Origin of the sequence: Thioalkalicoccus limnaeus, from assembly GCF_041197575.1 — a bacterium.
Classification (GTDB): domain Bacteria; phylum Pseudomonadota; class Gammaproteobacteria; order Chromatiales; family Chromatiaceae; genus Thioalkalicoccus; species Thioalkalicoccus limnaeus.
Genome location: NZ_JBDKXB010000023.1, coordinates 1 through 20,251, shown reverse-complemented (window position 1 = coordinate 20,251; position 20,251 = coordinate 1). Strand labels below are relative to the sequence as shown.

Annotated in this window: 19 protein-coding genes; 14 read left to right on the top strand and 5 right to left on the bottom strand. The window is 68.2% G+C overall.

All coding sequences use genetic code 11. From position 1 onward, the window contains the following. Positions 1–326: 326 nt before the first annotated feature. From ABC977_RS14140 to cobJ, 3 genes are read left to right on the top strand one after another with little or no spacing between them, the layout of a single operon-like run. Positions 327–959 (top strand): precorrin-8X methylmutase, encoded by a 633-nt coding sequence (locus tag ABC977_RS14140; protein WP_369667917.1) that lies wholly within the window; start codon positions 327–329, stop codon positions 957–959. Continuing rightward, complete coding sequence (locus ABC977_RS14135) at positions 956–1,690, top strand: precorrin-2 C(20)-methyltransferase (RefSeq protein WP_369667916.1); 735 nt, start codon at positions 956–958, stop codon at positions 1,688–1,690. The genes ABC977_RS14140 and ABC977_RS14135 overlap by 4 nt, the downstream gene beginning before the upstream one ends. Next, a complete protein-coding gene (gene cobJ / locus ABC977_RS14130) occupies positions 1,687–2,454 on the top strand; it encodes a precorrin-3B C(17)-methyltransferase (RefSeq protein WP_369667915.1) in 768 nt (255 codons plus the stop codon). The genes ABC977_RS14135 and cobJ overlap by 4 nt, the downstream gene beginning before the upstream one ends. Here the strand turns inward: cobJ and ABC977_RS14125 are convergent. Further along, positions 2,415–3,194: a cobalt-precorrin-6A reductase gene (locus ABC977_RS14125; RefSeq protein ID WP_369667914.1), complete on the bottom strand. Its 780-nt coding sequence runs from the start codon at positions 3,192–3,194 to the stop codon at positions 2,415–2,417. The genes cobJ and ABC977_RS14125 overlap by 40 nt on opposite strands. Here ABC977_RS14125 and cbiE point away from each other — a divergent pair. The 7 genes from cbiE to ABC977_RS14090 all read left to right on the top strand — a co-directional run bounded on the left by cbiE (position 3,193) and on the right by ABC977_RS14090 (position 13,049). Then, positions 3,193–4,425: a precorrin-6y C5,15-methyltransferase (decarboxylating) subunit CbiE gene (gene cbiE, locus ABC977_RS14120; RefSeq protein ID WP_369667913.1), complete on the top strand. Its 1,233-nt coding sequence runs from the start codon at positions 3,193–3,195 to the stop codon at positions 4,423–4,425. The two genes, ABC977_RS14125 and cbiE, sit on opposite strands and share 2 nt — an antisense overlap. Beyond that, a complete protein-coding gene (locus ABC977_RS14115) occupies positions 4,422–4,799 on the top strand; it encodes a cobalamin biosynthesis protein (protein ID WP_369667912.1) in 378 nt (125 codons plus the stop codon). The genes cbiE and ABC977_RS14115 overlap by 4 nt, the downstream gene beginning before the upstream one ends. Continuing rightward, complete coding sequence (gene cobM / locus ABC977_RS14110; RefSeq protein ID WP_369667911.1) at positions 4,796–5,572, top strand: precorrin-4 C(11)-methyltransferase; 777 nt, start codon at positions 4,796–4,798, stop codon at positions 5,570–5,572. Before ABC977_RS14115 ends, cobM begins: the two co-directional genes overlap by 4 nt. Positions 5,573–5,990: 418 nt before the next feature. Beyond that, a complete protein-coding gene (gene gnd, locus ABC977_RS14105; RefSeq protein WP_369667910.1) occupies positions 5,991–7,424 on the top strand; it encodes a decarboxylating NADP(+)-dependent phosphogluconate dehydrogenase in 1,434 nt (477 codons plus the stop codon). 4 nt (positions 7,425–7,428) lie between these two features. Continuing rightward, the gene (locus ABC977_RS14100; protein WP_369667909.1) at positions 7,429–8,565 is read left to right on the top strand and encodes a glycosyltransferase; all 1,137 of its coding nucleotides are present in this window, start codon (positions 7,429–7,431) and stop codon (positions 8,563–8,565) included. 124 nt (positions 8,566–8,689) lie between these two features. After that, positions 8,690–12,103, top strand: coding sequence for a hybrid sensor histidine kinase/response regulator (locus ABC977_RS14095; protein WP_369667908.1), 3,414 nt, complete (start codon positions 8,690–8,692; stop codon positions 12,101–12,103). Further along, entirely contained in the window at positions 12,087–13,049 is a 963-nt protein-coding gene (locus ABC977_RS14090) for a GGDEF domain-containing protein (protein WP_369667907.1), read from the top strand. Before ABC977_RS14095 ends, ABC977_RS14090 begins: the two co-directional genes overlap by 17 nt. 153 nt (positions 13,050–13,202) lie before the next feature. Here the strand turns inward: ABC977_RS14090 and ABC977_RS14085 are convergent, their stop codons facing one another. The 3 genes from ABC977_RS14085 to ABC977_RS14075 form a co-directional block, all read right to left on the bottom strand. After that, positions 13,203–13,550, bottom strand: coding sequence for a NifB/NifX family molybdenum-iron cluster-binding protein (locus ABC977_RS14085; RefSeq protein WP_369667906.1), 348 nt, complete (start codon positions 13,548–13,550; stop codon positions 13,203–13,205). Positions 13,551–13,920: 370 nt separating this feature from the next. Beyond that, on the bottom strand, positions 13,921–14,637 hold the full coding sequence (locus ABC977_RS14080; protein ID WP_369667905.1) for a Crp/Fnr family transcriptional regulator: 717 nt from the start codon (positions 14,635–14,637) through the stop codon (positions 13,921–13,923). A gap of 284 nt (positions 14,638–14,921) precedes the next feature. Then, the gene (locus tag ABC977_RS14075; protein WP_369667904.1) at positions 14,922–15,308 is read right to left on the bottom strand and encodes a hypothetical protein; all 387 of its coding nucleotides are present in this window, start codon (positions 15,306–15,308) and stop codon (positions 14,922–14,924) included. A gap of 153 nt (positions 15,309–15,461) precedes the next feature. On the opposite strand from ABC977_RS14075, the gene ABC977_RS14070 reads away from it, so the two are divergent. The 4 genes from ABC977_RS14070 to ABC977_RS14055 all read left to right on the top strand — a co-directional run bounded on the left by ABC977_RS14070 (position 15,462) and on the right by ABC977_RS14055 (position 19,561). Further along, positions 15,462–16,073, top strand: coding sequence for a Maf family protein (locus ABC977_RS14070; protein WP_369667903.1), 612 nt, complete (start codon positions 15,462–15,464; stop codon positions 16,071–16,073). Positions 16,074–16,161: 88 nt separating this feature from the next. Then, positions 16,162–18,300: a molybdopterin-dependent oxidoreductase gene (locus ABC977_RS14065; RefSeq protein ID WP_369667902.1), complete on the top strand. Its 2,139-nt coding sequence runs from the start codon at positions 16,162–16,164 to the stop codon at positions 18,298–18,300. Between the two features lie 168 nt (positions 18,301–18,468). Next, complete coding sequence (locus ABC977_RS14060; protein WP_369667901.1) at positions 18,469–18,849, top strand: DUF6746 family protein; 381 nt, start codon at positions 18,469–18,471, stop codon at positions 18,847–18,849. A gap of 28 nt (positions 18,850–18,877) precedes the next feature. Next, complete coding sequence (locus tag ABC977_RS14055) at positions 18,878–19,561, top strand: histidine phosphatase family protein (RefSeq protein ID WP_369667900.1); 684 nt, start codon at positions 18,878–18,880, stop codon at positions 19,559–19,561. Here the strand turns inward: ABC977_RS14055 and ABC977_RS14050 are convergent. Further along, on the bottom strand, positions 19,476–20,251 hold a 776-nt coding region (locus ABC977_RS14050), incomplete at its 5' end, for an efflux RND transporter periplasmic adaptor subunit (RefSeq protein WP_369667899.1). The genes ABC977_RS14055 and ABC977_RS14050 overlap by 86 nt on opposite strands.

The following is a 20,251-nucleotide window of genomic DNA, read 5'->3' as shown; positions in this document are numbered from 1 at the left end:
ACCTAGCGTACGACATCGATCGTCCGGGACAGGGACCATCCGGTTGCCGTCGACCCCGTCTTGCTGCGCTCGCGACAGTTGGGCTATCCTTTTCTGTTCATCCTCGGCCGATGACAAGATAAGTCTCTGAATAGCCTTGCCCAACGGTACCTCAAGGGCCTTTGCGTGTCCAATGCCCACCCACGCGCGTTGCGACCCGAGGCGGCACCACCAGTGCCCGACGGCATCGCTGGCCGACACCGGTCGCCATCGGGCGCCGGGCACCCGAATCATATGCCCTCGGTCGATCTCGACGAAGGCGACGCCATCGAGGATTCGCGACCCTGATGCCCCGAACCTATGATTACCTTCGCGAAGGGGCCGCCATCTATGCCCGTTCCTTCGCAACGATCCGCGCCGAGGCATCTCTCGAGCGGTTCACGCCGGATGAGGAGCGCGTTGCGGTCCGCATGATCCACGCCTGCGGGATGACCAGCCTGGCCGACGTGCTCCAGTTCTCGCCCGGCGCCGCGGTCGCCGGTCGCGCCGCCTTGAAGGCCGGCCGCCCGATCCTCTGCGACAGCCAGATGGTCGCCCACGGCATCACCCGCGCCCGGTTGCCGGCCGACAACCGCGTCCTGTGCACGCTGAACGACCCGAGTGTTCCCGCGTTGGCCCAACGCATCGGCAACACCCGCTCGGCGGCGGCGGTCGAGCTCTGGTTGCCGCATCTCGCCGGTGCCCTGGTCGCGATCGGGAATGCGCCGACGGCGCTCTTTCGCCTGCTCGAGCTGCTCGAGGCCGGCGCACCCCGCCCGGCGCTGGTCCTCGGGATGCCGGTCGGCTTCGTCGGCGCCGCCGAATCGAAGGAGGCCCTGATCGCCGCGACCGAGCAGGCATCGATCGTCGTACCGGGCCGCCTCGGCGGCAGTGCGATGGCCGCAGCGGCGATCAATGCGCTAGCGAGCGAGCGGGAATGAACCGGGGCGGCACCCTGCGCGGGCTCGGCGTCGGACCCGGTGATCCGGAGCTCGTGACCTTGAAGGCCTTGCGTCATCTCGAGGCGGCCGAGGTGGTCGCCTACTTCGCCAAACGCGGACGGCCCGGACATGCGTGGACGGTCGTGGCCTCCTATCTGCGCGGCGACCAGGTCGAGGTGCGGCTCGAATACCCGTTCACGACCGAGGTGCCGGTGAGCGATGCGCGTTATCCACTGGCGATGGGGCGCTTCTATGACGAGGCCGCCGAACGGTTGGCGGCCCATCTCGAAGCGGGGCGGGATGTCGCCGTATTATGCGAGGGCGACCCCTTCTTCTACGGGTCCTTCATGTATCTGCACGATCGGCTGGCCGATCGGTTTCCGACCGACGTGGTCCCCGGCGTCACCGGCATGAGTGGCTGCTGGGCGCGTGCCCAAACCCCGATCACGCACGGCGACGACGTCTTGACCGTGTTGCCCGGCACCCTGCCCGAGGCCGAACTGGCCCGCCGCCTCGCCGATACCGATGCCGCCGTGATCATGAAGGTCGGCCGCAACCTGCCCGCGATCCGGCGCGCCTTGACGCAAGCCGGCGCGCTCGACCGCGCGATCCTCGTCGAGCGTGGCACCATGCCCGGCGAGCACATCTCTTTGTTGTCCGACGAGGAGCTCGAGCACCGCGTGCCCTACTTCTCGATCGTGCTGATTCCGGGCCGCAAGGGGGCACGATGAGCGGTCGGTTGGCGATCGTCGGCCTCGGTCCCGGCGCGACGGATCTGCTCTGCCCGCGCGCCGCGAGCGCGTTGGCAGCGGCCACGGATCTGGTCGGCTACGGCCCCTACCTCGCGCGGGTCACCGACCGGCCGGGGCAGCACCGGCATGGTTCGGACAATCGCGTGGAGGCCGAGCGCGCCCGGCACGCGCTGGCGTTGGCCGCGGCCGGCCGCACGGTGGCCCTGGTTTCGGCTGGAGATGCCGGCGTCTTCGGCATGGCCGCCGCGGTCTTCGAGGTGATCGAACAGGGCGATCCGCGTTGGCGCGAGCTCGAGGTCGTGGTCCATCCCGGGGTCTCGGCGGTGCTCGCCGCCGCCGCGCGACTCGGCGCGCCGTTCGGCAATGACTTCTGCGTGCTGTCGCTGTCGGACAACCTCAAACCCTGGCCGCTGATCCTCGACCGGCTCACGGCCGCGGCCTGCGCCGGCTTCGCGCTGGCCCTCTACAATCCGCTGTCGAAGGCCCGCCCGTGGCAGCTCGGCGAGGCCCTCGACCGGCTCCGCCGGCACCTGCCCGGCACGGTGCCGGTGGCCTTCGCCCGAGCCATCAGCCGACCGGACGAACAGGTCGTCGTTACCGATCTCGCGACCGCGCGCGCCGAGCAGGCCGACATGCGCACCCTCGTCGTCGTCGGCACCGCCGAGACACGGATCATCCGGCGTCCCGGGCACGATCCGTGGGTCTACACGCCGAGATCCGTCGGACGGGACCGAGCGCAATGATCGGCGAGCCAATCGAGGGCCGCCGGCACGTCGCCGACCTCCTGATCGGCAGACGGCAAGCGCGGTCGCTCGACGACGATGACCGTGACGCCGCACTCCCGCGCCGCGGCGAGCTTCGGCGCCGTCGCGGCCCCACCGGAATTCTTGGTCACCAGGATCTCGATGCGATGCTCGCGCAGCAGGGCGCGCTCCTGCTCCAGATCGAACGGGCCGCGTTGCGTCAGGCAGGTGCAGTGCGGCGGGCGCACCGTCGGCGGTTCGACGGTGCGGATCAGATACCGATGCTGGGGCGCGGCGCAAAAGGCCGCCAGGTCCGTGTGTCCGGTCGTCAGAAAGACGCGCCGCGGTGCCGGCCCGAGCGCGACGCAGGCCGCGGCGATATCCGCTACCTGGACCCAGCGATCGGCCGGCCCCGGCGTCCACGCGGGCCGGCGCAGCGCGAGCAACGGCACCCCGGCACGGCGGCTCGCCTCGACCGCGTGGGTCGACATCCGTACCGCGAAGGGGTGGGTCGCATCGACCAGCAACTCGATCCGTTCGGCGCGCAGATACTCGATCAGGCCCTCGACGCCGCCGAACCCACCGCACCGGCACGCCAGGACCGGCAGCCGCGGGTCGCGCGTGCGCCCGGCGACCGAATAGACGGCCGCATAACGCCGGTCACCCTCGAGCGCGCGGGCCAACGCCAACGCCTCGCTGGTACCGCCGAGCAACAGGATCCGCAAAGGGGGGGTCGTCATGGGTGATGCGCCATCCGCCGGGGCCAAGACATGGCTGGCGATCATAGGGATCGGCGAGGATGGCGTCGAGGGCCTCGGCACCGAGGCTCGGGCCCTGATCGCGAATGCCTGTCTCGTCGTCGGCGGCCGCCGGCATCTGGACCTGGCCGCGCCGCTGATCCGCGGCGACACCCTGACGTGGTCGGCGCCGCTCGGCGCGACCTGGCCGGCGATCCTCGCGCGCCGCGGCCAGCCGGTCGTGGTTCTGGCCTCGGGCGACCCCTTCTGCTTCGGCGTCGGCAGTCTCTTGAGCCAGCAGGTGCCACCCGCCGAGACGCGCGTGCTGCCGCAAGCCTCGAGCCTGGCTTTGGCCGCCGCGCGTCTCGGTCTGGCCGAACAGGACTGTCCGATGCTGTCGCTGTGTGGCCGGCCGCTGGAGAGCCTTCGCCCGGCACTGCAACCGGGTACGACGGTACTGGTCCTGTCCGCCGATGCGACGACCCCGGCGGCCGTCAGCGCGGCGCTGACCGGCTGGGGCTTCGGCCCGAGCCTTGTGACGCTGCTCGAGGCGCTCGGCGGACCCAATGAACGGATTCGCACGACCGAGGCGCGCGCCTTCGATCTGACCGGTGTGCACCCGGTGAACCTGCTGGCGATCCAGGTCGCGGCCGAGCCGGAAGCCATGATCCTGCCGCAGGCCCCGGGCTTGCCGGATGACTGGTTCGAGCACGACGGGCAGATCACCAAGCGCGAGGTACGCGCCGTGACGCTGTCGAGCCTCCGACCGACCGCCGGCGCGCTGCTGTGGGACATCGGCTGCGGCTCGGGTTCGATCGCGATCGAGTGGCTGCTGGCGCACCCGACGACCCGCGCCATCGCGCTCGACCGGGATCCGCAACGCGTCGAGCGGGCCGGCCGCAACGCCGAACGGCTCGGCGTCCCGCGCCTCGATGTCCGTCTCGGGACGGCCCCGGCGGCCCTCGCCGGCTGGCCGACGCCGGATGCGATCTTCCTCGGCGGCGGCGGGCAGGACGTGGCGCTGATCGAGGCCTGCTGGGCGGCCTTGCGACCTGGCGGCCGGCTGGTCGCAAATGCGGTCGCGCTCGCGACGCAACAACGGCTGATCGAAGCCCGCGACCGGCATGGCGGCGATCTGGTGCGGCTGGCCGTCGAACGCCTCGATCGAATCGGTCGATTCGCGGCCTTCCGACCGGCGATGCCGGCCTGGCAATGGGTCGCGGTCAAGCCATGATCGTCGCTGGGATCGGGTGCCGCGCCGGCTGTCCGGCCGAGACCCTGATCGCGCTCATCGACACGGCCCGCGCGCAGGCTGGCGTCGCCCGAATCGATGCGCTGGCCTCGGTGACCTCCAAACGCGACGAGCCCGGTCTGATCGAGGCCGCCCGGAGGCTCGGCCATCCGCTGTGGCTGTTCGACGAAGCGGCACTCGACGCAGTCGCCACGGCCTGCCCAACGCGCTCGGAAGCGGTCCGGCGCCTGGTCGGCATCGCGTCGGTCGCCGAGGCCGCGGCCCTGGCCGCGACCGCACCGTGCGGCACGCTGATCCTGCCGCGGCTCACCAACGGCCTGGCCACCTGTGCGCTGGCCCGACAGGAGGATCCATGAGGGTACACTTCATCGGCGCCGGCCCCGGCGCCGCGGACCTGATCACGGTGCGCGGCCGAGACCTGCTCGGCCGCTGCCCGGTCTGTCTCTACGCCGGCTCGATCGTACCGGCCGAGCTGCTCGCTTATTGCCCGCCCGGCGCACGCCTCGTCGACACGGCGCCGCTCGACCTGGACGCGATCGAGGCGGAATTCCTCGCTGCGCACACGGCGGGGCTCGAGGTCGCGCGGCTGCATTCCGGCGACCTGTCGATCTGGAGCGCCGTCGCCGAGCAGATCCGCCGCCTTCAGCGCCTCGGGATCCCCTACACGCTGACCCCCGGGGTACCGGCCTTCGCCGCCGCCGCGGCGGCCCTCGGCACCGAACTGACGATCCCGGAGGTCGCCCAAAGCCTGGTGCTGACCCGGGTCGGCGGACGCGCGTCCCGGATGCCCCCGAACGAGACGCTCGAGACCTTCGCCGCGAGCCGCGCGACGCTCGCGATCCACCTGGCGATCCATCGGCTCGGGGAGATCGTCACGACCCTGACGCCGTTTTACGGCGCCACGTGCCCGATCGCGATCGTGACCCGCGCGACGCACGCCGATCAGGCGATCCTGCGCGGCACGCTCGCCGACATCCTGGAGCGTTTTCGCGCCGCGCCGCAGGAGCGCACGGCGCTGATCCTGGTCGGCCCGGCCCTGGCCGCGACCGAGTTTCGCGACAGCGCCCTGTATGACCCGGACTACCACCGGCGCTACCGGCCTCGCGCACCCGATTCGCGTCGAAAATAAAGCCACGGATGTACACGGGTGGACACGGATCAGAGACCAAGGCGACTCCCGCGAGAAAATGCCGTTTTAGTCGACTGATGCGCGGTGTAGGTGCGGCTTCAGCCGCAATGCCATTCCAAAGCGCGGTATGGTGAGACTTCAGCCGCAACGCATTTCGGCCAAACGGCCCTGGCCGCGACCTCCGTGCGGCTAAAGCCGCACCTACCCCCGGGCCATTGTGATTCGACCGACAACCGCGTCGGCCTGGTACGTTATGCCCGTCACACATGGATTTTCCGGGAGTTGCCCAGGCGACGGATAAGTTGACACATTCGTCGCTGCTGACCGATCCCACGGCCAGTCCAGCAGGCACAAAAGACACGCCGCCGCCGTATAATGGCGCGCAAGCACACACAGAGGCTTACGCCGGAGACCGCTGATGGCTGACGCAGATATCGGACTCATCGGCCTGGCCGTGATGGGCCAGAACCTCGCCTTGAACATGGACGAGCACGGCTTCCGAGTCGCGGTCTACAACCGGACGGGCACCCGGACCGACGAGTTCCTGCGCGGCCCCGCCGCCGGGACCCGCATCGTCGGCTGTCAATCGCTCGCGACCCTCGCGCAGGCCTTGAAACGTCCGCGCCAGATCCTGTTGATGGTTCGCGCCGGTGCGCCGGTCGACGACCTGATCAACGAGGTGCGCCCCTATCTGGAACCGGGCGATTGCCTGATCGACGGCGGAAACAGCCACTATCGGGACACCGAACGCCGCCTGCGCGAGCTCGGGTCGGACGGCATCCTGTATCTCGGCGTCGGCATCTCCGGCGGGGAACACGGGGCACGTCGCGGCCCGTCGATCATGCCCGGCGGCGACCCACGGGCCTGGCCACCGCTTGCGGGTCTGTTCCAACGAATCGCTGCCCAGGTCGACGGCGTCCCTTGCTGCCAATGGGTCGGTGACGGAGGATCGGGCCACTACGTCAAGATGGTCCACAACGGCATCGAATACGGCGACATGCAGCTGATCGCCGAGGCCTATTGGCTGTTGCGGGAGGGACTCGGTCTCGACATCGATGAGATTCAACGGGTCTTCGCCGATTGGAATCGCGGGGTGCTGGACTCCTTCCTGATCGAGATCACCGCGCAGATCCTCCATGTCCGCGACGATGACGGCGCACCACTGATCGACAAGATCCTCGATAGCGCCGCGCAAAAGGGCACCGGGGCCTGGAGCGGCGCCGACGCGCTCGAGCTCGGGATCCCGCTGACATTGATCACGGAGGCCGTGTTCGCGCGCTTCCTTTCGGCGATGAAGGGGCAACGCGAGCGGGCCGCCGCGTGGCTACCGCCCGGCTTGCTGAGCTTCGCGGTCGAGCCCGAGAAATTCATCGCTCGGATCCACGACGCCCTGTACGCGGCGAAGATCTGCTCCTACGCGCAAGGTTACATGTTGATGCGCCAAGCGGCGATCGCGAATGGCTGGCAGATCGACCCCGGCGGCATCGCCCTGATGTGGCGCGGCGGCTGCATCATCCGCAGCCGCTTCCTGAACGACATCAAGGCCGCCTTCGATCGGGAACCGGATCTCGAGAACTTGCTGCTCGACCCCTTCTTCCGCGAGGAACTCGCGCGGACCCTACCCGGCTGGCGCAAGACCCTGGCCATGGCCATCGGACTGGGCCTGCCCGTGCCGGCCCTGGGCTCGGCGTTGGCCTTCTACGACGGTTACCGGCAACCGGTGCTGCCGGCCAACCTGATCCAGGCCCAGCGCGACTATTTCGGCGCCCACACCTACGAGCGCGTCGACCGGCCGCGCGGCGAATTCTTCCATACCGACTGGCTGGCCCGGTCGTCGACCGGCGAAGCCTAGCGAGATGCCGGCCGCTCCGCGATCCGCACCACGCTTTGCGATCCTGGTCTCCTTTTCCGGTCAAGGCGGCGTCGAACGGATGGTCGTCAACCTGGTCCGTGGGCTCGTCGACCTCGGCCAATCGGTCGACCTCTTGCTGATCCGACGCGCCGGCCCGCATCTCGATCGGATACCGCCCGCCGTGCGCCAGTACCCGCTCGGCGCCGACCACAGCCTGACGGCGATCCCTGCGCTGGCCCGCTACCTGCGTCGCGAGCGACCCCACGCCTTGCTGGCGATCAAGGATCGCGCCGGCCGCGCCGCCGTCGTGGCCCGCGCATTGGCCGGCACCGATACACCGCTCTTGTTGCGCCTGGGTACCCATCTGTCGACCGCGATGACCGGCAAGACGGCGCTCGAGCGGTGGTTGCGTTACGCGCCGATCCGTTTGCTCTACCCGCGCCTCGATCGGATCATCGCGGTATCCAGCGGTGTGGCTGCCGATATCGAGGCCCTATCGGGCGTCCCGCGACACCGCATCCAGGTGATCCGCAACCCAGTCATCACCCCCGAGATGGCACGGCAGGCGACCGCCGACTGTCCGCATCCATGGCTGCGTCCCGACCAACCCCCGGTGATCCTCGGCGTCGGCCGTCTCGAGTACCAAAAGGATTTCGCGACCCTGATCCACGCCTTCGCGCTAGTGCGGCGCACGCGCGCCTGCCGGCTCCTGATCCTCGGCGAAGGCCGCGAACGTGCGTCCCTCGAGGCCCTTGGCGAGCGCCTCGGCGTCGCCGCGGATCTCGACCTACCGGGCTTCGAGCCGAACCCTTACGCCTTCATGGTCCGCGCCAAGCTCTTCGTTCTGACATCGCGCTGGGAGGGTTCCCCGAACGTCCTGACCGAGGCCATGGCGATCGGCATCCCCGTGGTCGCAACCGACTGCCCGAGTGGTCCCTCCGAGCTGCTCGAGCAGGGCCGATGGGGCCCCTTGGTGCCGATCGGCGATGCGCCAAGACTGGCCGAGGCCATGGCCGCGACGCTCGATCGCCCGCCGGCCCCCGAACGACTGCGCGCCGCGGTCGCCGACTACGACCAGACAGTCAGCGCTCGACACTACCTCGCCGCGCTGGAGCCGAGCCGACTCGCCAGCGGACAATAGGATCGCGAGTCGTTATAGTTCGGTCATGAACGCATCCCCTCCGCTGTCTGTCCCGTCGGGCCTCCAAAGAGGTTCTCGCCCAGCCATCGGGCTTCAGGGACGTCTGACCCTGGCGTTTCTGACGGTGACATTGCTCGTCTCCGGGGCCACGGCATGGGTCCTTTATGAAGTCGCGCGCGACCAGGGAATCGCCGACCTGCGACAGCGCCTGGGCGATATCGTCGCGGTCGCGGCCGTGACCGTCGACGGGGACCTGCACAGCCGGATCACGCCCGAGCTCGGGATGGACTCGGCACCCTACCAACAAGTGCAGGGGATCCTGCAACAGATACGTGACGGCGCCTCGGACCTGCATTTCGTCTACACGATGCGTCTCGACGCCGACGGGGCGATCCGCTTCGTCGTGGATGCCGAAGAGGATCCGGTCGAGCTCGCGGTACTCGGGAGCCAATACGAGGAGGCGAGCCCGCTGCTGCGCGAGCAGATCGCCACGATGACCGCACCGGTGGTCGAGAGCGACCTGTATTCGGACCGCTGGGGAACCTGGTTGTCAGGCTACGCGCCGATCCGGGCCGCCGATGGCACCCAGGTCGCGGTGCTGGGCGCCGACATCTCGGCGGCAACACTGAAGGCCTACGAACAGCGGCTGTTGGCCATGGCAGTCGCGGTGTTCGCCGCGACCGTGCCGCTGATTTTGTTGATCGGCTGGTGGGCGGGCCGCACGATCGCGCGCCCGATCCTGGCCCTTAAGCTCGGCGCCGAACGACTCGCCGGCGGAGATCTGTCGACGCGGCTCGGGATGGTCCGTCGCGACGAGATCGGCGCCCTGGCCGACGCCTTCGATCGCATGGCCGCGAATCTCGCCGACGGACGCCGGCGTATCGAGGAAGCCGCCGCGAAATATCGATCGATCTTCGACAATGCGACCGAGGGCATCTTCCGGACGACCCTGGACGGCCGAATCCTCGACGCGAACCCTGCTCTGCTCGCGATGCTCGGTTACCAGGATCTCGCACAGGCGCAACGGACCATTCATGACCTCGGTGCCCAGGTCTACGTCAATCCCGACGACCGACGGGCCTTGGTTGCGCAACTGCACGCGACAGGCCGCGTCGAGGGCTGCGAGACGCAATTGAAACGGGTCGACGGCACCACCCTGTGGGCCGAGCTGTCGTTGCACCAAGTCGATCAGGGACCCGGGGAGGCACCGATCCTAGAGGGCATGGTGCTCGACGTCACCGAGCGTCGCCGACGGCAACAGGCCGAGCGGGAGCGCGAAGCCGCCCAGGCTGCGAGCCAGGCCAAAAGCGGTTTCCTCGCGAACATGAGTCACGAGATCCGCACCCCGCTCAACGCGATCCTTGGCCTGACCGATCTGGCACTGCGGACCGATCTCGATCCGCGTCAACGGGATTACCTGACGAAGGTCAAATCCGCGTCCGCGACGCTGCTGGCCGTCATCAACGATATCCTGGATCTTTCCAAGATCGAGGCCGGTCGCCTGGACCTCGAGAGCACGGCCTTTTCGCTCGACGAGATCCTCGCGAATCTGACCGAAATGTTTGCCTTTCGGGCCCATGAACGCGACATCGAACTGATCGTGTCCGCCCATCCAGAGGTGGCGCGCGCGCTGATCGGAGATCCGGTTCGATTCGGACAGATCCTGATCAACCTGACCGGCAATGCGATCAAGTTCACCGAGCGCGGCGAGGTCGCCGTCACCATCGAGCTCGACGAAGCGACGGCCGCGCCGTCGAACGAGGACCAGATTCGGCTGCGTTGTGTCGTCCGCGACACCGGCCCGGGCATCGCGGCCGAGCGTCTCGCGGCCATCCTCGAGCCCTTTGCACAGGCTGATGAGTCGATCACGCGGCGCCATGGCGGAACCGGCCTTGGGCTCGCGATCGTTCGCCACCTGACCGAATCGATGGGCGGCACCATCACCGTCGAAAGCCAACCGGGACAAGGCAGCACCTTCACGGCAACCCTGGTGCTGCGTCGCCAACCCGACCGTCGCGACCCGCGCCCGGCCACGCCGATCGATTTACGCGGCCTGCGCGTGCTGATCGTCGACGACAACGCGACGGCGCGCGAGATCCTGACCGGCCAGATCCGTTCGTTCCAGATGGAGGCGACGGCCGTTGGCTCGGGCGAGGCGGCCCTGGCCCTCCTCGCCGATCCCGCGCGGCGTTTCGATCTGGTGCTGCTCGACTGGAAGATGCCGGGCCTGAACGGGCTCGAGACCGCACAGCGGATTCGTCGCGACTTGAAACTCGACCGGACGCCGGTCGTCTGCATGATCTCGGCCTACGCCCGCGAGGACCTGATGCAAAGGTCGGAACGCAGCACGCTCGATGCCTTCCTGCACAAACCGATCGACCAATCGTTCCTGTTCGACACCATCATGGCCTTGTTCGGGCATCAGGGGGCGCAGCCGATAACACAGCAGGTCCAGCGCGCCGGCGGCGATGTCGTCGAACCGCCTGATCTCTCCGGACAGCGAGTGCTGCTGGTCGAAGACATCGAGATCAATCGCCTTGTCGCGATCGAATGGCTCGAGGCCGCAGGACTCGCCGTCGACACCGCCGAGAACGGCGCCGAGGCACTCGCCAAGGCCGATCCGGCCCGGCATGCCGCGGTGCTGATGGATCTACAGATGCCGGTCATGGACGGCCTGGAGGCGACGCGGCGGCTGCGTGCCACCGCGGGTTGCGAGTCATTGCCGATCATCGCGATGACCGCCCACGCACTCAAGGGCGACCTCGAACGCGGCCTGGCCGCCGGCATGAACGACTATCTCACCAAACCGATCGATCCGGCGAAGCTCTTCGCGACGCTCGCGCGCTGGATCCCCTCGGCCACCTCGCCGGCCAGGACCCGCCAGCCGAGCCCGACACCAGCGGAACAGGAGCTCGATCTCGACCTGCCCGGTATCGACACCGCCGATGGATTGCGGCGCGCCAACGGCAATCGAGGGCTCTATCTCAGGCTGCTGCACGGGTTCGCAAGCGATCTCAGGGCCGTCGTAGGGACGACCGAAGCACACCTGGCCGCCGGGCGGTTCGATGAGGGTCGCCGAGCCGTCCATTCGATCAAGGGCGTCGCCGGCAATCTGGGCGCCATTGGCCTGTACGATCGGGCCGCGGCGGCCGAGGATCAGCTCGCCTCCGGCACCTTCGATCCGGGCTCGCCGATCTGGCGCGGCTTCGTGGCCACGGTGGCCGAGGTCCGAGAGGGCCTCGCGCGACTGCCCAGCTCATCGGCGGATGACGCGGCTACCGTCCCCGTCACTGGCGATCGCAGACTCTCACGCGCCGAGATCGACGAGGCACTGGTTGCGCTGCGTTCGCAACTCGATGACGATCTCGACAGCGCACGGGCGCGGCTCGCCCATTTGTCAGCGGCGCTCGAGCAATGCTTCGGCACGACCCTATCACACGAACTGCGCACCCAGATCGCCGAGTTCGAGATCGATGCCGCGATCGACACCATCGACCGTATGCGGGAGAGTTTAGGACCTGATGACGGAACCGGATGAGCGACCCAAGATCCTGATCGTCGATGACACCCGGACGAACATCGATCTGCTGATCGAGATCTTTCGCGCTGACTTTCGCGTCAGCGCAGCGACCGGCGCGGCACGCGCGCTGAAGCTCGCCCGCGCCGAGCAACCGCCCGACATCATCCTGCTCGATATCCTGATGCCCGAGATGGATGGCTATCAGGTCTGCGCCGCGTTGAAGCAGGATGAACGGACCAAGGGCATCCCGATCATCTTCGTGACGGCCGTCTCCGAGGTCATGGACGCCGCGCGGGGCTTCGCCGCTGGCGCGGTCGATTACATCACCAAGCCCTTCTACCCGCCGGTGGTCATGGCCCGTGTCAAGTTGCATCTGGACCTGAAACGCAAATACGAGTTGCTCGAATCCTATGCCTTTCTCGACGCCCTGACCGAGATCGGCAACCGGCGCCGCTTCGATCTCGTGTTGAAAAGCGAATGGGAGCGCGCGCATCGCTCGCGACAACCGCTGTCGCTGATCTATTTGGATATCGATCACTTCAAGCCGTTCAACGATACCTATGGCCACGGCGCCGGCGACGACTGTCTGCGCCGTCTCGCCGGAGCCCTATCCGCGACCCTGCGGCGTTCGGGAGACTTCATCGCCCGTTACGGCGGCGAGGAGTTCATGATCCTGCTCCCCTACACCGATCCAGAACAAGCCAGAACACTGGCCCAAAAGCTACTGGACGCCGTCGACAGACTGGCGATCCCACACGCCGCCTCGCCGGTCGCCGACCATGTCACGGTCAGCATGGGCCTGGTGACACTCGACCCCGTTGCCGGGGGCGACCCGCTGCGGATGGTCGCCGCCGCCGACCAAGCCCTGTACACGGCCAAACGTAGCGGCCGCCACCAGGTCCAGGTGGCCCGCTTCGACCAAATGCCTCACGACGATTCAGCTCCCCGGGTCGACTTTTCGTAAAGCACTTAGGAAACCACAACAGCGCGGCGGCGCTGAGGCAGCCGACACGGTTAGGCAGCGCACCCGGGCTTCGATGGCAATCGCTGGCGTCAGCCCGCGAGTCGGAGCGCGTCTCACGGCACTTCGCCGACCGGCGCTGGCTGGGGGGCTCCGTCAGTGTTCATGCGGCATTGGTGGTGGCAAGGGCTGGCCAGTGGCGATCGCGCGCAGCGCGACGAGCGGGTCCGTTTCGCTGGTCGCGAGGACCTGGATACCGTGCCGTGCCATCCGTTGAACGAATCCGGACCCGGCCCCGCCGGTGACGATCGCATCGAGCCCGGCGACGAACAATGGGTGGTCGTCGCCATGATAATCGTGCAACGCCATTCCGTGGGGCAAGTCGAGGCGGTCGACTTCGTTCGGCGGCGCCTCTCGCTCCACCTCGTAGATCAAGAAGCGCCGGCTCTTGCCCGCGTGGCTTGTGATGGTTCGGAAATTCTGACTCGTGATAGCGATACGCATGCGATGAATCTCGGCAATGCTCGGCCGTGCCCCGAGCGAACACGATCGGGCATAGAAAAGAAGAAGGCGACCGGCCAAGGGCGGGCCGCTCGGCCATGGCCTCGTTCGCGATTTCAGGCCGGGCACCGCGGGCACGGAGCGCGTATGAGACCGCCGAACGGACCTCACGCGTCCCTGAGGTTCGGGGTGGCCTGGCCAATGAACGAGGGCCTCGACCACAGTGTCGGAGCCGTCGATCCCGTCTTCCATGAAATCCGTCAATCGACGCGCGAGCAGACCGAACCATCGATACCCCGGTTGACAACCGGGTCGATGCGCCTTGCCGCCCGGCCGCGACACCGAGCACAGGCAGCCTGCGACTGTTCACGGCTCAGCGGGCGCCACCGTCGGCGATCTGGCGTAGGTTCGGGATGTCGAGCAGGAACCCGTTGGGCTCGGTTTCGACGAGCAGGCCCTGACGCTTGAACTCGGCGATCGTTCTGCTGGCTGTCTCGGTCGTGAGGCCCAGCATCGCCCCCATGTCCTCGCGGGAGAAGAGTTGGCTGAGCCGCGCGTCGCGATCGCGAACCAACCGCAATAGCAGCCTGGCCACGCGCTGCCGCGACGAACCAGTCGACAGCTCGGTCAGCCAGGCGTCGGCTTCGGATAGGGCTCGCTGCCAACGCGCCATCAACTCGCGATGCAAAAGCGGGTTATCGCGGCCGAGCTCGGCCACGAGCCGCGCTGGCAGCCGACATACCTCGGTCGGTTGCAGGGCGATGGCGTCGTGGTGATAGCCCTCGCCGAGCAATGCCTCGAGCCCGAGCACATCGGTCTCGCGCGCGATCCGCACGATGCGCTGGCTGCCATCGGCCAGATACTGAACCAGCTTCAGGACACCAACACGGATCGTAAACAGATGGTCACCCCCATCCTTAACCCGATACAAGGCGGCGCCGGCCGGCAACGCAAACTGATCGATCTGGTCGTGAAGCCGCCCGAAATCGGCCTCGGCAAGTCCCGCGAACAGGACACCGTCGCGCAGCGAACAGCTATCGCAGTCGGCGGCACCGGACCAGGCATCACGAAGAGAAATGATCTTCGACATCGAAGGTTGCGGACCAGATAATGGGCGGCTGATTGTCGAGTCCACCGAGACGCCGGCGGTGATGCCAGCGACGCGACCAGCGCGACGCCGGCCCGAGGACGGCGCCGTAAACCCCTCTGTGGCGACGGGTACGGCACCCAGGGCCGACACACCGTACCTCCACGGCATCCATCGGCGTCAGGTAAAGAGGTTACAATTGCCGTTCGAGTAGACCCGCCAGGCTGATTCAGGTAGCAGTCTAACCGAGACAGACCCCCATGTGGCCAAAACCTGGCGAGCGAACGCTAATCCTGTTCTGGGGCGCGAGCCCGAGCATCGGCATCCCTCAATGCCGCCGGCCAGAGCCCACACAGGACCGCCGCCGCACACAGCGGGACCCAGTAGAGCAATGGGCCGTCGAGATACCCGTCGGTCAACCAGCGCTGCCACACAAGGAGCAGTGCGTGCAAAATGAGCAGACCCATCCCGATCCCGGCTAGGAAGGAGCGGTGCAGCAGGTACGCGAGAAAACCGAACATCACGTAGGGCGTCGCCCCGGTCACCAGCAGCAGGGCGTCGAGCCGGTAGGCACCGCTGTAATGCGGGACTACGGCGCCAAAGAAGCTCAAGGCGACCCCGCCCGCAAGTACCGCGACGAACCATGGCCATTGCATTCTACCCGAGCGCCCCATCCCGACCTCCCCGACTTGTTGGGCCCAGTGTCGTTGCGTCGCTGTCGCCGCGACAGTTGTGCCGAGACGTTCGCATTCAACCCTGAATCTGCGGGGCATTCGGAGCCGCCACGGCGGCCTGCCGGAGCGCTCATCGACCGGAGACCGCGTCACATGCCACCGCTTCTGCTGGCTTCCTCGTCCCCCTACCGGCGCGACCTTCTGGCCCGCCTCGGTCTGCCCTTCACCGCAATGTCGCCGGACATCGACGAGACCCGCCGCGCCGACGAGGATGCGCATTCGCTGGTCCTCCGCCTGTCCGAGGCCAAGGCCCGCGCGCTGGCCAGGGATCACCCGCAGGCCTTGATCATCGGCTCCGACCAAGTCGCCTGTGTCGAGGATCAGATCCTCGGCAAACCGGGTGGCCACGAGCAAGCCATCGCGCAATTGGAGCGGCTTTCTGGGCGGACCGTCGAGTTCCTGACCGGGCTCTGCGTTATCTCGGGTGCCGACGGACCGGCGCGTTGTGTCTGCGAGCCCTTCCGCGTCCGATTCCGCCGGCTCACCCGAGCGCAGATCACGGCTTATGTCGAGCGCGAACGGCCTTACGACTGCGCCGGCAGCTTCAAATCCGAGGGGCTCGGCATCGCCCTGTTCGAACGGCTGAGCGGCGACGATCCCACGGCGCTGATCGGCCTGCCCCTGATTCGCCTCGTCGAACTGCTCGGCGACGCCGGCGTCGACGTCCTGGGAAGATCCAGCGTCGACGGCTCGTCTGACCCGTGACCAGCAACAGCCATGAGGCGGGCGTTCGATGCGGGGCCATCGATGGGACTGCTGACGTCACCGCATCCGACGCTCGTCAGGACGACCGATGAGCCGTGAGGCGCTGACGACCTGCCCCCTGTGCGAGGCCTGCTGCGGTTTGCGCCTGACCGTCGAAGGGGGACGGGTGACGCGGATCCGGGGCGACCGGGAAGATCCGATGAGCCGCGGTTTCCTCTGTCCGAAAGGCGCCGCGCTGGCCGAGTTCCAGGAGGATCCCAACCGGCTGCGGACCCCGGTCCAGCGCACCGCGACCGGGTGGCAGCCGCTTGCTTGGGACGCCGCGCTGGACCTGGCCGCCCGGCGGTTGCGGGCGGTTCAGGATGACCATGGGCGCGACGCGGTCGCGCTGTATCGCGGCAACCCGAACGCGCACAACCTCGGCTTGCTGCTGTACGGTGCCGGGCTCGTGCGGACCCTCGGCACGCGCAACCTCTATTCCCCGACCTCGATGGATCAGCTGCCGAACATGCTGGTCGCGCTGCGCCTATACGGCCATCAGGTGCTGATGCCGGTGCCGGACCTCGACCGGACGGGCTATCTCCTGATGCTCGGTGCCAATCCGGCGGTCTCGAACGGCTCCGTGATGACGGCCCCCGGCGTCATGCAGCGGTTGCGGGCGATCCAGGAGCGCGGCGGCCGGATCGTCGTCGTCGACCCTCGGCGCACCGAGACGGCACGGATCGCCGACCGACATCTGTTCATCCGGCCCGGCCGCGACCCGTTGCTGCTCGCGGCGATGCTGCACCGGATCTTCGCGCAGGGCCTCGAACGACCCGGTCGACTCGGCGCCTTCACCGACGGCCTGGACCGGGTTCGCGCCGCCGTGGTGCCCTTCTCACCGCAACGCGTCGCCGCGACGATCGGGATCCCGGCCGCGACGATCGAGGCGCTGGTGGAGGAGTTGCTCGCCGCCGAAGCTGCCATCGTCTACGGGCGCCTCGGGACCTGCGTGCAGGCGCACGGCACCACGACCCAGTGGCTGATTCAACTGCTGAATCTCGTCACCGGCCACCTCGATCGCCCCGGGGGCATGCTCTTCACGTCACCGCTGATCGATCCGCTCGGCCGCCTGCGGCTGGCCGGGGCCGGAACGCTGGGACAATGGACGAGCCGCGTGCGCGGCCTGCCGGAATTCTGCGGGGAACTGCCGGTGGCGGCCCTGATCGACGAGCTGGAGACGCCCGGGCCAGGTCAGATCCGCGCGCTGCTGACGATCGCCGGCAATCCCGTGCTGGCGATGCCGGGGGGGCCGCGACTGGCCGAGGCGCTCGAGCGACTCGACTTCATGGTCAGCGTCGATCCCTACATCAACGAGACGACCCGGCACGCGGACCTGATCCTGCCGCCGGTCTCGCCCTTCGAACGCGAGCACTTCGACCTGGTGTTCAACTTCCTCGCGATCCGCAATGTCGCCAAGTGGTCGCCGCCGGTGCTGACGCCGCCGGCGGGCGCCCTGACCGATTGGCAGATCCTGGCCGGTCTGCACCAGCGCCTGGCGCGGTCGCCGGTCGAACGCGCTGTCGCGGCGCTGCTCCGGCGCTTGGGGCCGGAACGCCTGGTCGCGCTGGGCCTGCGGGTCGAGGCCCTCGGCCGCCGAGCGCATCGCGATGGACCACTGACCATGCGCCGCTTGCAGGCCCACCCGCATGGCCTCGACCTCGGCCCGCTGGAGTCGCGGCTGCCGGAGCGCTTGCGCACGCCGAACGGCCGGATCCAGGCCGCCCCGCCGGACTTCGTCGCCGCTCTCGAGCGCCTCGCGATCGAGCCCGAACGACCGACCAATCCGGAATTCGCGCTCGAATTGATCGGCCGGCGCGATCTGCGCAGCAACAACTCCTGGATGCACAACCTGCCGCGACTGATGACGGGCGCCGAGCGCTGCACGCTGCTCGTGAACCCGGACGATGCCCGGCGTTACAGCCTCACCGACGGCATGCGGGCGCGGCTGCGCTCGAAGAGCGGCGCGCTCGAGGTGCCGATCCGGGTCAGCGACGCCATGATGCCCGGGGTCGTCAGCCTGCCGCACGGCTGGGGCCACGATCTCGAGGGGGCGGCTTTGACCGTCGCCGGCGCCCGCCCCGGCGTCAACGTCAATGGGCTGATCGACCCGAACTGGGTCGATCCGGTCAGCGGCACCTCGGTGCTCAACGGCACGCCGGTGACCTTGGAACCGATCGATGCCTGACCGACTGCGGGGCTGACGCCCCCGACCGAGCATCCGGTGCGGGCTTCAACCTTGCGCGTCCAACCAATGCGGAGGGCTTGCCCGGACGCGACGAGCCCTTGTCAAGCAACGAGGCAACGGATATCTTACAAATGCGTCTAATTTCTATTCTCGCAGGAGACCACCTCGATGCCCGGTACCCTTATCGCCCGCCCACTGCTCCTCGCGGCCCTGATCGCCGCGGCACCGATGATTCAGGCCGACGAACGGATCGAACATTTCGAAGGGCTACCGTCGGAAACACTGGAACAGGCACTTCAGAATCTCTCGGAGTACAACCGGCGGCTGGCCGCGGCGCTCGACCAAGGTGAACTGACCGCTGCCGACTTGGCCAAGATCCACGAGCTGACCTATACGCTCGAGAATGCACTGGAGCGGATCCATGCCGACGTGGGCGCACTGGCGGAGACCCTCGAGGAGGTCCATCTCGCCTCCGAGGCCGATGACCGCGACACGGTCATCACGAAGGGCCGCGCCTACCTGTCGACGGCCCGGGTCCTGGTCGACTGACCGACCACGGGCCGCTGCCAGCCGGTCGATGGACCAGATCATCCTGATCCGCCACGGTGAATCCACGTTCAACCGTGCGGGACGATTCCAGGGCCAATCCGATGCCGCCGAGCTGACCGAACTGGGCCGCCGTCAGGCCCAGGCAGCCGGCCGCTGGCTCGCCGGCACCGAGGTCGCGCGGGTGGTCGCGAGCCCGCTGCTCCGCGCCGCGCAGACCGCCGCGTTGGTCGCCGATGGACTGGGTTATCCGCGCGCGGCGATCGCGTCGGATCCGCGGCTGATGGAGGTCGATCTCGGGCACTGGGCCGGACGCGAGCGAGACGAGATCGAGCACGCCGAGCCGGCCCTCTATCGAACCTGGGTAGAACGCCCGTACGATCTGTGCCTCGCCGGGCGTTTCCCGGTGCGCGAGCTGCATCGACGGCTCGAGTCCTTTTGCGACGAGGTGCACCAACACGAGGGCACCTCGGTCATCGTCGCCCATCGTGGACCCATCGCCGCGCTGATCGTGAAACTGATGCGCCGTCCGCCTCGGGAACATGGGCGACGGCCGAGCGACCCGGGGTCCGTGACCATGCTCCAAGGGGACGGCCCAGCATCCAACCGAGTCTATCGACTCCTATGCGTCAACGTACGGCCGCGGCTCGGCGATACGAGCGGATCTCCGCAGCCACCCGGATCCCGTCCTGGATTCGCTCCCCAGGGTGAGTGACGACCAGTTCACCGGCCTCGAGGCCGGACTCGATCTGGGTCCAGAGCCCGCTGCGGCGGCCGATCTCGATGATCCGCCGACTCGCGCGTCCGTCCTCGACGACGAACAGGGCCCAACGGTCTTGGTCGCGGAACAGCGCGCTGGTCGGGACCTGGAGGATCTCCTCGCCTTCCCACAGGATGAACCGTGCCTCGACGCGATAGCCATCCCCTAGTGACGCCCAGTGCTCGCGCGGTGTCAGGATCCGGACCCATACCGGCACCCGGCGCTCCTCGACACCCAAGGCCGAGACCTTCTCGAACCCAGCCGGTTCGACGCGCCGCACCCGGCCCTCTAGGTCGCCGTCGCCGCCCCAGCGTTCGAGCTCCACGCGCATCCCGGGCCGCACCCGCACCGCGTCCATCGACAAGAGATCGACCCTGACCTCCAGACGGTCGAGGTCGCCGAGCTCGAGCACCGAATCGCCCGATTGCACCGGTCCTTCACAGCAGCGGTACCGCTGGGTCACGCTACCGGCGATCGGGGCGCGCACCGCCAGCACTGGTTGGTCGCCGGGCGCCCGTTTGCCGTCCGCGATCTCGACCAGCGCGCGTGCCGCCTCCGCCTCGAAACGCGCAACCTCGACCGCATGCCGGGCGGCCCGTTCCGCCGCCTGCGCCGCATCGCGCTGGGCCAGCCGACGGTCGCGCT

Coding starts and splice junctions, on each gene's coding strand:
- cbiE (WP_369667913.1), top strand. CDS start 3,193: ATGGGTGATGCGCCATCCGCCGGGGCCAAGACATGGCTGGCGATCATA.
- cobJ (WP_369667915.1), top strand. CDS start 1,687: ATGAGCGGTCGGTTGGCGATCGTCGGCCTCGGTCCCGGCGCGACGGAT.
- ABC977_RS14100 (WP_369667909.1), top strand. CDS start 7,429: ATGCCGGCCGCTCCGCGATCCGCACCACGCTTTGCGATCCTGGTCTCC.
- gnd (WP_369667910.1), top strand. CDS start 5,991: ATGGCTGACGCAGATATCGGACTCATCGGCCTGGCCGTGATGGGCCAG.
- ABC977_RS14070 (WP_369667903.1), top strand. CDS start 15,462: ATGCCACCGCTTCTGCTGGCTTCCTCGTCCCCCTACCGGCGCGACCTT.
- ABC977_RS14140 (WP_369667917.1), top strand. CDS start 327: ATGCCCCGAACCTATGATTACCTTCGCGAAGGGGCCGCCATCTATGCC.
- ABC977_RS14085 (WP_369667906.1), bottom strand. CDS start 13,550: ATGCGTATCGCTATCACGAGTCAGAATTTCCGAACCATCACAAGCCAC.
- ABC977_RS14055 (WP_369667900.1), top strand. CDS start 18,878: ATGGACCAGATCATCCTGATCCGCCACGGTGAATCCACGTTCAACCGT.
- ABC977_RS14135 (WP_369667916.1), top strand. CDS start 956: ATGAACCGGGGCGGCACCCTGCGCGGGCTCGGCGTCGGACCCGGTGAT.
- ABC977_RS14075 (WP_369667904.1), bottom strand. CDS start 15,308: ATGGGGCGCTCGGGTAGAATGCAATGGCCATGGTTCGTCGCGGTACTT.
- ABC977_RS14090 (WP_369667907.1), top strand. CDS start 12,087: ATGACGGAACCGGATGAGCGACCCAAGATCCTGATCGTCGATGACACC.
- ABC977_RS14125 (WP_369667914.1), bottom strand. CDS start 3,194: ATGACGACCCCCCCTTTGCGGATCCTGTTGCTCGGCGGTACCAGCGAG.
- ABC977_RS14065 (WP_369667902.1), top strand. CDS start 16,162: ATGAGCCGTGAGGCGCTGACGACCTGCCCCCTGTGCGAGGCCTGCTGC.
- ABC977_RS14080 (WP_369667905.1), bottom strand. CDS start 14,637: ATGTCGAAGATCATTTCTCTTCGTGATGCCTGGTCCGGTGCCGCCGAC.
- cobM (WP_369667911.1), top strand. CDS start 4,796: ATGAGGGTACACTTCATCGGCGCCGGCCCCGGCGCCGCGGACCTGATC.
- ABC977_RS14060 (WP_369667901.1), top strand. CDS start 18,469: ATGCCCGGTACCCTTATCGCCCGCCCACTGCTCCTCGCGGCCCTGATC.
- ABC977_RS14115 (WP_369667912.1), top strand. CDS start 4,422: ATGATCGTCGCTGGGATCGGGTGCCGCGCCGGCTGTCCGGCCGAGACC.